The 12,370-nt window shown below is 67.7% G+C and carries 15 protein-coding genes and 1 pseudogene; 13 read left to right on the plus strand and 3 right to left on the minus strand.

The window, feature by feature from the left end; all coding sequences use genetic code 11:
- Positions 1-402 precede the first annotated feature (402 nt).
- The 9 genes from HKK73_RS06730 (at position 403) to HKK73_RS06770 (ending at position 7,968) form a co-directional block, all read left to right on the plus strand.
- Positions 403-810 carry a helix-turn-helix domain-containing protein gene (locus tag HKK73_RS06730; RefSeq protein ID WP_171467684.1) on the plus strand — a complete coding sequence of 136 codons (408 nt, stop codon included), beginning with the start codon at positions 403-405 and terminating at the stop codon, positions 808-810.
- Between the two features lie 10 nt (positions 811-820).
- Positions 821-1,402, plus strand: a complete 582-nt coding sequence (locus HKK73_RS06735) for a hypothetical protein (protein WP_171467685.1) — start codon at positions 821-823, stop codon at positions 1,400-1,402.
- Positions 1,403-1,516: 114 nt separating this feature from the next.
- The gene (locus HKK73_RS06740) at positions 1,517-1,747 is read left to right on the plus strand and encodes a hypothetical protein (RefSeq protein WP_171467686.1); all 231 of its coding nucleotides are present in this window, start codon (positions 1,517-1,519) and stop codon (positions 1,745-1,747) included.
- 51 nt (positions 1,748-1,798) lie between these two features.
- Positions 1,799-3,628, plus strand: coding sequence for a tape measure protein (locus tag HKK73_RS06745; protein ID WP_171467687.1), 1,830 nt, complete (start codon positions 1,799-1,801; stop codon positions 3,626-3,628).
- Positions 3,556-4,736, plus strand: a protein-coding gene (locus tag HKK73_RS06750) for an IS3 family transposase (RefSeq protein WP_253705691.1) whose coding sequence is annotated in 2 segments (ribosomal slippage) — positions 3,556-3,840 and positions 3,843-4,736 — 1,179 coding nt in all. Because the reading frame shifts where the segments join, the coding sequence is not laid out codon by codon here. Before HKK73_RS06745 ends, HKK73_RS06750 begins: the two co-directional genes overlap by 73 nt.
- Positions 4,737-4,784: 48 nt before the next feature.
- Complete coding sequence (locus tag HKK73_RS06755) at positions 4,785-5,882, plus strand: hypothetical protein (RefSeq protein WP_171467688.1); 1,098 nt, start codon at positions 4,785-4,787, stop codon at positions 5,880-5,882.
- A gap of 617 nt (positions 5,883-6,499) precedes the next feature.
- Positions 6,500-6,934 (plus strand): hypothetical protein, encoded by a 435-nt coding sequence (locus tag HKK73_RS06760; RefSeq protein ID WP_171467689.1) that lies wholly within the window; start codon positions 6,500-6,502, stop codon positions 6,932-6,934.
- Between the two features lie 41 nt (positions 6,935-6,975).
- Complete coding sequence (locus HKK73_RS06765) at positions 6,976-7,518, plus strand: hypothetical protein (protein ID WP_171467690.1); 543 nt, start codon at positions 6,976-6,978, stop codon at positions 7,516-7,518.
- 21 nt (positions 7,519-7,539) lie between these two features.
- The gene (locus tag HKK73_RS06770; protein ID WP_171467691.1) at positions 7,540-7,968 is read left to right on the plus strand and encodes a hypothetical protein; all 429 of its coding nucleotides are present in this window, start codon (positions 7,540-7,542) and stop codon (positions 7,966-7,968) included.
- Here the strand turns inward: HKK73_RS06770 and HKK73_RS06775 are convergent.
- On the minus strand, positions 7,943-8,341 hold the full coding sequence (locus tag HKK73_RS06775) for a RusA family crossover junction endodeoxyribonuclease (protein WP_171467692.1): 399 nt from the start codon (positions 8,339-8,341) through the stop codon (positions 7,943-7,945). The two genes, HKK73_RS06770 and HKK73_RS06775, sit on opposite strands and share 26 nt — an antisense overlap.
- A 53-nt stretch (positions 8,342-8,394) precedes the next feature.
- Between HKK73_RS06775 and HKK73_RS06780 the strand changes: the two genes are divergently transcribed.
- From HKK73_RS06780 to HKK73_RS06790, 3 genes are all read left to right on the plus strand, one after another.
- The gene (locus HKK73_RS06780) at positions 8,395-8,748 is read left to right on the plus strand and encodes a hypothetical protein (protein ID WP_253705828.1); all 354 of its coding nucleotides are present in this window, start codon (positions 8,395-8,397) and stop codon (positions 8,746-8,748) included.
- A gap of 24 nt (positions 8,749-8,772) precedes the next feature.
- A complete protein-coding gene (locus HKK73_RS06785) occupies positions 8,773-9,498 on the plus strand; it encodes a DUF3800 domain-containing protein (RefSeq protein ID WP_171467693.1) in 726 nt (241 codons plus the stop codon).
- A gap of 190 nt (positions 9,499-9,688) precedes the next feature.
- Positions 9,689-10,168, plus strand: a complete 480-nt coding sequence (locus tag HKK73_RS06790; protein ID WP_171467694.1) for a hypothetical protein — start codon at positions 9,689-9,691, stop codon at positions 10,166-10,168.
- A 412-nt stretch (positions 10,169-10,580) separates the two neighbouring features.
- Here the strand turns inward: HKK73_RS06790 and HKK73_RS06795 are convergent, their stop codons facing one another.
- Together HKK73_RS06795 and HKK73_RS06800 are read right to left on the minus strand one after the other, a co-directional pair.
- Positions 10,581-11,036 (minus strand): hypothetical protein, encoded by a 456-nt coding sequence (locus tag HKK73_RS06795; protein WP_171467695.1) that lies wholly within the window; start codon positions 11,034-11,036, stop codon positions 10,581-10,583.
- On the minus strand, positions 11,033-11,344 hold the full coding sequence (locus HKK73_RS06800) for a hypothetical protein (protein ID WP_171467696.1): 312 nt from the start codon (positions 11,342-11,344) through the stop codon (positions 11,033-11,035). Before HKK73_RS06800 ends, HKK73_RS06795 begins: the two co-directional genes overlap by 4 nt.
- Before the next feature lie 451 nt (positions 11,345-11,795).
- Between HKK73_RS06800 and HKK73_RS06805 the strand changes: the two are divergent.
- Positions 11,796-12,370, plus strand: a pseudogene (locus HKK73_RS06805) (ATPase, T2SS/T4P/T4SS family); the annotation flags it as partial.

Here is a 12,370-nt window from a genome sequence, read left to right on the forward strand (position 1 = left end):
CAGCCCCAGCCCGTCCGGGAACTTCCCACCATTCCCCCCGCCTGTAGGCGGGGAAATGGGAAGTCCGACAGGACCGATAACGAGACCGACACCGTCACCCCGAACAGCCCATGTACCTGCGGCCACGTGCTCCGCATCCACGGCCGCTCATGGATCCCCGACGACAACTGCCGCGCGTGGAACCCCACCGACGGGCAGTGCCACTGCACCGACTTCAGCGAGGAGACGGCCTCATGAGCATGACGACGAACCGACCCGAGACCGTCGACCAGCACGGCACCCGCCACCGGTACGGCTGCCGCATCCCAGGCTGGACCAGCGAGCCCTCGCCGCTGCGTGGGTGGCACATCTGCCGTTGCTCCGAGTGTGGTGCGGTGCGCCTCGCGCGGGCTGGGGGCTCGGATGGACGGTAACGCGGTCAAGGGCTACCTCGTCGGCACTCAAGGCCCCGCCGTCATGGTCCCGGCGAGAGTAGCCGCCTGGCTCGAGGTGCGAGCAGGCCTGTCCTCCGTTCGGGCGAAAGCGCGGGGCACGGATCCCGAAGTCGACGCGGTTCTCTTTGCACTCCGGATGGCGGGCTTGGCGTGGCGGACTTCCGCCACCGGAAGCGAGGTCGAGCCCGAACCGGAAGTGCCACGAGAGTCGAGTCAGTGGTTGAGCACAGGACAAGCCGCCGAACTGCTGGGCATCACTGACCGGGCCGTCCGACTCGCGATCCGCGAGGGACGACTCGACGCCGAACAGGTCGCCGGCCGGTACCGGATCAGCCGCCCGAACTTCGAGCACTACCGGGCCGCACGGGCGGCGTGAAGGAGGACAGATGGAAACCCTCGACGCGATCACCGCGATCGTCAGGGCAGGCAAGGGGCAGGAAGCGCGCGAGCTCATCGAGCGGGCAGGCCGCGCCGCCAAGGCTTCCTACGACCGCATCAAGAGCGACACCGACTACACCCCCGACGCCCGACGTCGGCGCATGGAGGAGGTGTACCAGGGGCGCCGGCAGGCCCTGGACCAGGAGCTCACGTCCCTCGCCTCCCGGGTCGGGTACGACGACCGGGCGGACGTGGCGCGCGCCTTCGGTATTGCTGGACTCGCCGGAGATCCGGCCTCGCTGGCCATCTCGATGCGTGACGCGCAGGACCGGGCGGCGAAGGAAGAGTCGAGCGACGGACTCGTCGACCTCGTCCGCCGGGCAACACGCAACGGGGACGAGGTGCTCGCCCGGGCTGCCGCCCAACGGGCGATGGAGCTTCGATACGACAAGCCACTGCACGAGTTCGTCGAGACGCGGCCAGCGCTGGACTCGATCGTCGAGGACATCTGGAATGCCCAGCGACGGGGCGTCAACCGCCTTCAGTGGACGGTGCAGCTCAGCGCGCTCAAGCCCCCGACGATCCGATGAACGCGCCCACAACGACCGGCCAGGGGGAGGTCCCCCACCAGGGGGTGCGAAGGCGACCGCCGGGGCATAGCGCCGATCTCTCTCCGCGAAAAAACGGGGTCTCAGGGAGGAACCGTGGACATCACCGAAGCAGCCGAGTCGGGCTCTCGGCTCGATCTGCTGCGCTCCCTGAGGTATCGCCTGGCCACCGTGATGGACGCTCCGGAGACGCCGCCGTACGCCCTCGTGGCGCTGTCGAAGCGGGTGCGGGATCTGGACGCCGAGGTGCGTTCGATGGTCGAGGTCGAAGAGCAGCCGCGGTCGCTTCGAGTCGTGGAACGGCGGTTCGACGCCACGACGATCTGAACGTGAACCCTTACAAGAGGGGGGCCAGCGATGGCTGACCGGTCTATCAGCGTGAAGCTCCGTGCCGAGGTCGACCAGTACAAGCGGTCGATGGACGACGCGGCGAAGGCCACCGAGAAGGTCGGCACGTCTGCTGAGGGCACGTCGAAGAAGGCTGACGGTGCCCTGTCGCGCATGATGCAGTCGGCGCAGCAGAACCGTGAGGCGTGGTCGACGGTCGGTACGACGCTGGTTGCGGCTGGTGGTGCGGTGACGGCGTTCGGTGTTGCCGCACTCAAGACGGGCATCGAGTACAACACCCTGCAGCAGACGTCGCGTGCAGCGCTGACGTCGCTCCTAGGTTCGGCGCGCGCGGCGAACGAGCAGATGGACAAGCTCGACGCGTTCGCGAAGACGTCTCCGTTCTCGAAGGCGACGTTCATCCAGGCGCAGCAGCAGATGCTGGCGTTCGGCATCGAGACGCAGAAGGTCATCCCGTACCTCGACGCAGTGCAGAACGCGGTGGCTGCGGCGGGCGGTTCGAACCAGGACATCGCGGAGATCGTCGCGACGATGTCGAAGATCCAGTCGTCAGCGAAGATCACGGCTGAGGACCTGAACGAGTTCGGTGGCCGTGGTGTCGACGCCGCGACGCTGATCGGCGAGCAGATGGGCTACACCGGCGCGCAGATCCGTGAGTCGATCACAAACGGGTCGCTCGGCGCCGAGGAGGCGCTCGACGCGCTCGCCGCGGGGATGTCGCAGAAGTTCGCAGGCGCGGCCGACAACGTCAAGAACACGTTCGCCGGCGCGACCGACCGCGTGAAGGCTGCCTGGCGCGACTTCGCGGCTGAGCTCGCGACCCCGCTCGTCGATCCTCAGGGTGGCGGCGCTCTGGTCGACTTCCTCAACGGCGTCGCCGATGCGATGCGGAACTTCTCGAAGCTGCCCGAGCCGGTGAAGGGTGCGATCACCGCCATGTCGGGGATCGCTGGCGTCTCTGCCCTCGCGGCTGGCGGTCTTCTGCTCCTGGTCCCGCGTGTCGCCGACACGGTGGAGGGCTTCCAAAAGTTCGCGCCCGCTGGTAGTCGCGCACGGGACGTTCTTTCGGGGCTGGGCAAGGCCGCTGGTGTCGCGACCGCGATTTACGCGGTGGCGGCGTCGACTGGCGCGCTCGTGGATGCGTTCACGCGCGGCGAGCAAGCTGTGGGGAACAACAGCCTGCAGAAGGCCATCCGGGAGACAGTGGATGCCGGGAAGGGACTGTCCGGGTTGGACGTCGCCCTCAGCAACACGGGCACGTTCCTCGGCATGGCTCGTGTCGAAGCCGGCTCCCTAACCGAAGCGTTCGACCAGATGCTCAACCCGTCTGTAACGGACCGGATCTCAGGGTTCTTTGACGGGATCCCAGGCGTCACGGGCTACATGGAGAAGCTGGAAGAGCGCGTCTCTGGGGTCGATGCCGCTCTCTCGGCGATGGCAGACGCCGGCGATGCTGACACGGTCCAGGCGCTCATGGACATGTTCCGCGAGGCTGGCTACTCGGCGGAAGATCTGGCGACGCTTCTCCCCCAGACGACTGACGCCCTCGTTGGCGTCACGGCCGAGACGGAGAAGACCGCCGCGTCGACCTCGACCCTCGCCGGTTGGCAGCAGCGCCTCGCGGAGCAGATGGCGTCCATGGATCCGGCAGCGAAGGCGAACGCCGATGCGTTCGCGGCCCTGGTGGACTCCACGAGCAACGCTGGCAGCGCGTTCCTGGGGGCTGCTGCACGGATCTGTGACATCTCAGATCGCTTGCTCGCCGAGCAGGCTGGAAGGATGTTGCTGTGCCCAGGCCCTATCCCCGTGAGTTTCGTGAGGACGTCGTGCGGGTCGCCCGGAACCGTGGTCCCGGTGTGACGCTGGCACAGATCGCCCAGGACTTCGGGGTCCATGAGATGACGATCACGAAGTGGTTGCGTGCCGCCGATGTCGAGGACGGCGTGAAGCTCGGCGTCGCCTCGGAGCACGCACGGGAGTTGCGTGAGGCTCGACGTCGGATTCGGTTGCTGGAGCAGGAGAACGAGGTCCTGCGGCGGGCGGCGGCGTACCTGTCCCAGGCTCAGCTGCCGGGAAAAGGCTCTACCCGCTCGTGAGAGAGCTCGCCGCGGCCGGTGCCCCGATCAGGGTGCCGGTCGCGGTGGCGTGCCGGGTGCTCAAGCTCCACCGCCAGCACTACTACGCCTGGCTCGCCCAGCCGGTCACCGGCGGCGAGCTCGAGGAGGCGTATCTCGCGAACGCGGTCTTCGATGCCCACCGTGAGGACCCCGAGTTCGGCTACCGGCTGCTGTTCGACGAGGTGAACGCGGCCGGGCACAAGGTCAGTGAGCGCACGGTGTGGAAGATCTGCTCGGCGAACCAGTGGTGGTGCGTGTTCGGCAAGAAGCGCCGCGGGAAGAATGGGCGGCCCGGCGCGCCCGCGCACGATGACCTGGTGCGTCGCGAATTCACCGCTCCTGGCCCGAACCGGCTGTGGTTGACGGACATCACCGAGCATCCCACCGGCGAAGGCAAGGTCTACCTGTGTGCGGTCAAGGACGTGTGGTCGAACCGGATCGTGGGGTACTCCATCGCCGACCGCATGACGTCCCAGCTGGCCGTCGACGCCCTGGAATCGGCGGTCTCGCGCCGCGGGGTGCGCGTGGCCGACTGCACCCTGCACTCGGACCGCGGCGGCCAGTTTCGAAGCCGAAAGCTGCAGCACTCCCTCTGGCGCCACCAGATGCGCGGATCCATGGGCCAGGTCGGATCAGCCGGTGACAACGCCGCCATGGAGAGCTTCTTCAGCCTGCTTCAGCGCAACGTCCTGGACCGGCAGAGATGGACCACCCGAGAGGAGCTGCGGATCGCGATCGTGACCTGGATCGAACGGACCTACCACCGTCGCCGACGCCAGGCCAGACTCGCACGATTGACCCCGATCGAGTTCGAGATCATCATGAGCCAGGCCGCCGACCAAGCTGCCTAACCAACTGTCACGGAATCATGCAGCAGCCCCCTGGACTTCTCCGACGACTTGGGCGACGCGGAGTTCTCGCTCGACGGGTGGCTGACCAAGTTGGAGGAGAACGCGGCGGCCGTCTCGGCATGGTCAGACAACATCGCTGCAATCGCGGCGCGCGGTGCGTCTCGGCAACTTCTGCAAGCGCTCATCGAGGAAGGTCCGGCGGCGGCCCAGGCGGTTAGTGCGCTCGCGAGCGGGACCGAGGCGGACATGGTGCGTGCTGAGGCTGCATTCGCCGGCCCCACGCAGTCCCTGGAGGAGTTGCAGGCGCAGCTCGCGGAGAAGTACCTGCTCGAGGTCGACGCGTCGCCCGCCACGACCAACGTTCTTGAGTTCGCGGGCTTCTACACCCAGACGGGTGCCGACCTGAGCCCGTGGGCTGCGCACATCAACAAGAAGCCAGCTGAGGGCCAGACGTCGGCTCTGCAGTCGTGGATCGAGGCGCAGCAGCCGGACCCGTTCAACCTGCGGGCGGACGACCGGTCTGCGCGTGGGACTGCCAACGCGTTCGTGAACACGAAGCGCTCGACGAGCGTGAACGTGTTCGCGAACACCAACCCTGCGCAGGCTGCGATCGCGTCGCTGTCGTACACGCGCATCACGGTTGGTGTGGATGCGGCGATCGGGTCGGCTCAGCGTGTGATCGCGGGCCTGAACGGCGGCTACACCGGCGGCAAGATCGGCGCGATCGCGGGGTTCGCGGGTGGCGGTTCTCCTTCTGGTGGGCGCGTGCCTGGTACGCCGCCTGCGGATCCGACGCGGGACAACGTGCTCGCGGTCACCGAGCGGGGCAGGCCGCTGCTGGTCCGGTCTCGCGAGTGGATCCACACCGAGGAGGCGTCGGACTATTACGGCGACCGGATCATGTCGGCGATCAACTCTCGCCGGGTCCCTCGTGAAGTGCTGTCCGGCTACGCGGGCGGTGGCGTCCCGATGCCGGTGCTGAACGCTCCGGCCTCCGCGGCCTCCACGCAGCAGCCCGTGCAGCCTCTGATCTACGTGCAGAACCCCTTCACGGGCGAGTACCTGCTGGCTGAGATGTCGACAGTCGCACGGTCGCAAGCGGCGTCGGCGATCCGGACGTCTCAGGCGCGAAGGGCGGCCCGCTGATGTCCTTCTCGCTGGAGGCCTGGCTTGCCAAGCTCGAGCGTGGTGCGGACCAGGCCGAGGCGTGGGCCAGAGACGTCGAAGCCCTCATCGACGCAGGTGCACCTCGCGAACTCGTGAGACAACTCGTCGACGGTGGAAGCAAGGCGGCTCCGGCCGTCAGGCTGCTGCGCGAAAGGTCGGACGCGGGAGAGCTCCCGACGTGGCCGCGGACTGTGCGGGATATCTTCAACGCCTGACGACAACGGCTGCGGTGTCGCCTGTCGGCACCGCAGCCGTCGGCGTGCGCTCAATTGCGTCAGTCCATGCCCACACACTTCTGACACCGCGGGTACCCACCGGTACCCGACGCACGGTTGTGCGCCGGGATTTGGCTCCCCGGCGGGCAGTCGTCGTGGTCGTGGTGGACGTCCGGGTCGGACGGGTTCGTCGAGTAGTACGGGTACACCTTCGCCATCGTCGGCTCCTTTGCCGCGAACGATCCCCCAGGGGGCTTGAGGCGAGGCTAGGGCTCGAGCGGATGACAGTCAGGAGGGGGCGCGGGTGAAGTGATCGATAGATGTGCGACTTCACCCGGGCGAAAGTGGCGCTTCCTGATCGGGCTGCGGGACGATCGCGCCATGAAGCGCACCCTGGCACTCGCGTCCGCTGCGGCACTCGCTCTTGTCCTAGCGGGTTGCGGCTCATCGGCGGGAGAGGATGCCGCGGCTGCGGCATACGAGGCCTGTGCCGACCCGGACGCGAAGATCCAGGTTCTTGAGCAGGACGGGAACCAGGTGGTGATCTCCGTTGCTGGCGAGAACGCCAGAGCGTTCGCCGGCACGGAGGACGAGACCGACGCAATGCTGGCCGGCGAAGAGATCGACTCCGAAAGCGTATCGGGGCTCGGTGTCTCATTCGCTGTGATCATGGCGTCCGACTGCCTCGTTGAGGAGACTGGCTACCCGGGGTCCAGTGATCAGCTCACGGACGGCGAGGAGTGGGACGGCTGGCACTTTGAAGAGGAGTCCGGTGCCGGCTCGGAGTTCTCGATGATCTTCACGGCGGTCAAGTAGCCGTACGGGCCCTGTCAGAGGCACATGAGACAGTCCTGCCCGTGATCCAGTGGGGAACTGTCGGCGAGTGGGTCGGCGGCGTAGGCGCCATCATCGGTGCGGGCGTTCCGCTCATGCTCTACCTGATCGAGCGACGGGAACGGATCGCCGCGCAGGCCGAGGCGAAGGCTCTCCGAGCCCACGAAGCCGAGCGGGCGCGCAAGGAACAGGCGCAACGAGTCAGCGTCTCCTTCAAGTGGGAGAGCGATGGTGGCAGCGGTCTTATGGCCAGGCACTTCGTCCATCACTACGCGGTGCTCAGCAACGTCTCAGATCTCCCAGTCCAGAAGGCCGCGCTCGTCTCTACCCTCAAGTCGGGCGGTGAGGCCGTCGAGCGTGTGACCGCGAACTGGGGCGTATCGGGATCAGGCGAGCACGACGCGATCCTCCTCTGGCACAACACGCGAAACTGGCCCTACCGTCTGGTGTTTGTCGACGATGCAGGGGTGTGGTGGGTCCGACACTCTGGTGGTGCGCTTGAGGAGACGACGCCGTCGACGCTTGATGGCATCCCAGCGTTCACGCTGGACGACATCGACGACTGAGTCGTCGCTACCATCTCGAGCGTGCCCTTGTGGACTCCCAAAGCCCTCGCCGCCGAGCTCGGCGTCTCCGCGTCGGCCGTTCGGCAGTGGCTGCGCGACGAGGTCGACCGGGGCGGCGAGACAGGTCCGTGGTTAATCGACGACGACCTCGCAGCCCGGGTGCGCGCGCACTTCACCGCGACCGCTGAGGCGCGCGCCGCACGTCCCACCGTCTGCACGGTCGACGGCTGCGACCGGACGCTCAAGGGTCGCGGCCTGTGCGTCATGCACTACAACCGGTGGGACCGGCACGGCTCGACCGAGCGGCGCGATGGCGCGGACCACCAGCGGGCGAAGACGCACTGCCCGAACGGGCACCCCTACGACGAGGAGAACACGATCGTGTACGACGGCCGGCGTCGCTGCCGCACGTGCCGACGTGGGGCTATGCCGGCGACGTCTCCACGGTGATCCTCACCCCGGGCTGCTCGCCGGTGAGGGGCTGGCGCTTCGTCGCGAGGAGCCGGTCGACGCGATCGTCGGCAGGCTGCGGACGCCCGGCCCAGTCCCGCTGACCGAGCACGGCCGCCATCGCGTCGAGCGTCGGCTTGGCGAGGTTGTCGATGTCCCACACCTCGCCGCGGTGTCGGGCGGGCCCGAGGCGGAACTCGAGCTCAACGCTGTAGCGGTGCGCGGCCGGCTCGTGCTCAGGGTGCTCGGCCCGCCAGGCAGCGAGCACCGCGGAGACCGCCGTCTTCCAGTCACGCTCGCGCGCGGTCGCGAACGTCGCCGGGAACCCCTCGATGTCGACCGTCACCAGCGGAGTCCACGACCTTCGTGCCATCAAGCCAGCGTAGCGGTTCGTACAGGTGTTCGAACGCGGCGTACCCTCGTGCCGTGGGCGAGCAGGACGAGGGACGGCGGCTGATCCGTCGCAAGCGCGACGACCGGCCCGGCATCGCTGCGTCAGCTCCGCGTCCGGACCAGCTCGAGGACCGCCCCTGGTCGGCGCGGAAGCCCCTGAACTACGAGCACCCGCCGCGCTCACCTGTCCGGCCGTCTGGCGACTTGCCCGTGATCGTGCGCCTGCTCTGGGAGACGCACGAGGAGCTCCTGCCGGCGCGCGCGATCCGCTGGACCGACACTCACGTCATGGTCGTCATCAAGGCGCTCACGCCGCCATACAACCAGCACGAACTCATCGTCTGGCTCCGCGTCGAGGACGTGTTCCGAACGATCCCGCGGCGCTAGGCCGAACATGGCACGATCCATATCGTGTATCTCGCCTACATCGACGAATCGGAGACGCGCCGTGGCGTCTACGTGTTCGGAGCCGTCATCGCGACCGCGGAACAGTCAGCAGCTCTGACGGAGAGCCTCGACGACCTGATGTGGCAAGTGTGGACCGATCACCGAGTCTCCTGGCGAACGGAGCTGCACTCGAAGGAAATCTGCGGCGGCAAGGGTCCCTGGAAGAACGTTCCGCCGGGCGTGCGTGCCTGGATCAGCGAGCAGGTGATCGAACGGATCGCCAAGAGCGGCGTGAGACTCTGCGCTCGTGGCGTCGACGGCCCCGCTCTCAAGCGCCGTCAAGCGCGAGAGCACTACCCCGTGAACTTCACCGTCGAGCAGGAGTCCTTCAAGCACCTCCTGCAACGGATCGACGCGTTCGCCTCGGCAAACCGGTCCCACGCACTTGTGATCGCAGACGAACGGGACGACCGTGAGAGCCACAGAGCAAACCTCGCACTGCACCGGGTGACCGGAACCCCGGGTGACTACTGGCGGACGAACTTCAACCACATTCTCGACACGTTGCACTTCGCGCCCAGTCATCACTCCCGGATGCTGCAGGCGGCGGACCACTTCGCGTACTTCTATCGGCGACGTCTGGAGGTGCCGAGCGAGAATGATGCACGCGCCGAGGCCGTCGCGCAACGCATCGCGCAGAACGTGCGCGCCCAGGGCGTGGCGTACAACTGCGGCGTGTGGACACCCTGAGGGCAGAAGCACAACAACCCCCTCGAGGGGGGTTGTCGGCGGTTGCGGGCGGCGCCGAGGCGCGACCGGCAACTGCACCGTATCAGAGGTCCCCGGCGCTGTCCGGTCAGGGACACGCGCCGGAGCTTCGGTGGCAGGAGGTTGCTACGGCCAGCGAGTAGAGGGACTTCTCGACGGCTAGTCTCGCGCCATGACCGAAGGCCTCTTCGCCTTGCTCGGTGTCGCGCTCGGCGTCCTTTTGAACTGGCTCGTCGCACGTTCTGGCCGACGAGCTGAACGGCGTGAGCGGCGGCGCAGGGAGCTATTGGATCTGACGGCCGAGTTCCTCAGCGACGTCGACGCGATGTGGGCCGCCGCCTCGCGTCTAGACATGGCGACACTCGGGATGGTGCGCGAGAACGAGCACACGCCCAACGACGTCCGTCAGCATCACCACGACGAGCGTCTCGCCGCGCTAGAAGAGCGCCGGGAGCCGGAGCGCCGCTCGCGTCTCGCGCTGATGACATTCCGGATCGTCGCGCCTTCGGTCGTGGACCTTGCTACCGACCTGCGCGACGCTTCGGCGCGGTTCGAGTTCGAGAAGGCACGGGAGTTCTCGCAACGTCGAGACAACGCGTCCATCGCGTTCATTCACGCCGTGCAGGAGTTGACGAGGGATGAGGACGGGTGACCTCGCCGACGTCGGGCGCCCCTGCGGGCGGTTCTCTCCCCGGAGCGGAACCCCTCCCCAAGCAACCCCCGATCCAACGCCCGGACTCGGAACCGGCCACGACCAGTAGCCCGCCCCGGTGTCGGGAGCGAGCTTCGCGTGGACCCTGGCGACGTCGTGCACTACGAGGCGAGGGTGCCGCGGCCGGTTCCGCGGACTGTGCCACCGGACCCCATCGGTTCACGGCTGAGGGGCAGGAGCGCCGTTGCGTCGAGCAGAAGGGGTGCCCGCTCAGCGGGTACCCGTCAGGGGTACGCGCGTTCGGCGTACCCCTGTGGGGTGAGTAGTGCTCACCCCATCGACCGCTCAGGCCCGCCAAGGGGGTGCAGAGTGTGCACACCCTTGGCGAGGCTCAGAGGTCGAGATCGATCCGTCAGACGGACGGAACTCCTGACGAGAGCTCCGTAGGGACGACATCTGGGATGCGTGCGATGAGCTGCAGGTCCTCGCCGTAGTCGGCGAGCGGACGACAGATCCGTGCGGAGTAATACGGCTGGCCCGCTGCCATGTTCGGGCGGAAGCGCCAGGCACGATGCGCGAGGTCTGGTGTGTCTGCCATGCGCAGCCGGTAGTTGGCGGCGTAGGCGATCGCTGTCACGAGCTCATCCCGAGTCGCGTCGCTCCGTAGGAAGAGCGAGAGCCGCTGCCTCGCGACGTTCCAGGTCATCGACCCGATCACGCGAAACTCTCCCTCTCCGAACTTGTCGCCGAACGAGCGGCAGGGGACGTCGTGATCGACCATGCGGAGCCCGGTGCGAGCGGCGAGAGCGTAGGCCTCCTGCGTTGAAAGCGATGGCTTGGTCGCCACAAAGTTCCAGACGACGCTCATCGCTCGCCTCTGTGGCCGCTGACGATCCCGGCGGCCACCTCGAGCGCGTCCGACAGCGTGCGGATTTCCGCGAGGGTGGTCAGGTCGTCGTCGAGGACGTCGACGCGGATGTCCTGCAGCCCGTCGTCCTCCCTGCCATAGCGGTACTCGACGGTGAAGATTGAGACGACGTCGTCGATCCGCGCCTCGTGGTGACGTGTCCAGCCATGCGGGCCGTCCGGCTCCCAGGTGCAGCTCTCGCCTTCCGCACACCAGCCAACGGTGCACTCGGCGGGAGGCTTCGGAATGGTGTTCGTCCTGTCAGGCATGATGATGCTCCTCTCAGACGGGCTCAGTACTGCTGAGGTCATCGGTGACGTCCGTTCTGCGGACGTCATCGGGATGGGGCTAGTACGGGATCCCGTACTAGGTGTGGCGATCGGTAGCGAACAGTCAGGATCCTGACTGTTCGCCGCGCTCACTGGACTCGCTCCGGGTACGTCAGGCGCGTCGTCACGACGGGCGTGATCCCGGGCGTCCACCGCACGTCGCACCGGGCAGTGCCGAGAGCGTCAGTGCCGCACGACATGCACGACGGCTCGATCACGAGACCGAGCGCCGGCGAACTGAGGATGAGCGTCCCGTCCGCGGGCGCTCCACACGAGCACCGGGGATCGGTAGAGTTCGGCATGGCCTGATCCTCCCTACAGGTGACGGCCTGGCCCGTTCGGTGTTCCAGCACCGGGCGGGCCTCTTGTGTGTCTGCCAGTGTGGCGCTTGCTGCGCTTCGCCGTGCGCGACGTCGTGTCGCTTCAGTGCCGGCAGCCGAGCCTCGAGGGCACGGGGGAGATCCCCCTGCGGCGCCTGGTGAAGGAGGCGCTGCGCATGCGCCCGGACCGCATCGTCATCGGCGAGGTCCGCGAGGCGGAGAGCCTCGACCTGCTCGTCGCGCTGAACGCCGGAGTTCCGGGGATGTGCACGATCCACGCGAACTCCGCCCGGGAGGCGATCACCAAGATGTGCACGCTGCCCCTGCTCGCGGGCGAGAACGTCTCGGACCGCTTCGTGGTGCCGACGGTCGCGTCCGCGATCGACCTCGTCGTGCACCTGGGCGTCGACGCCGACGGGCGCCGCGGCGTGCGCGAGATCCTCGGTGTGACGGGGCGCGTCGAGCAGGGCGTCGTGGAGGCCGCGGAGATCTTCGTGCGTTCGGGCGACCGGCTGGTGCGGGCGGGGGCTTCCCGCCGCGTGCCGAGCGCTTCGCACACGCGGGCATCGACCTGGCAGCGGTCCTGCGGCCGGGCCCGGCCAGTGCCGACGTGCTCGACGGCGCCGCGCCGACGAGGGTGGGCTGA

The sequence above is a fragment of the Cellulosimicrobium sp. 72-3 genome, from assembly GCF_013127315.1.
Classification (GTDB): domain Bacteria; phylum Actinomycetota; class Actinomycetes; order Actinomycetales; family Cellulomonadaceae; genus Cellulosimicrobium; species Cellulosimicrobium funkei.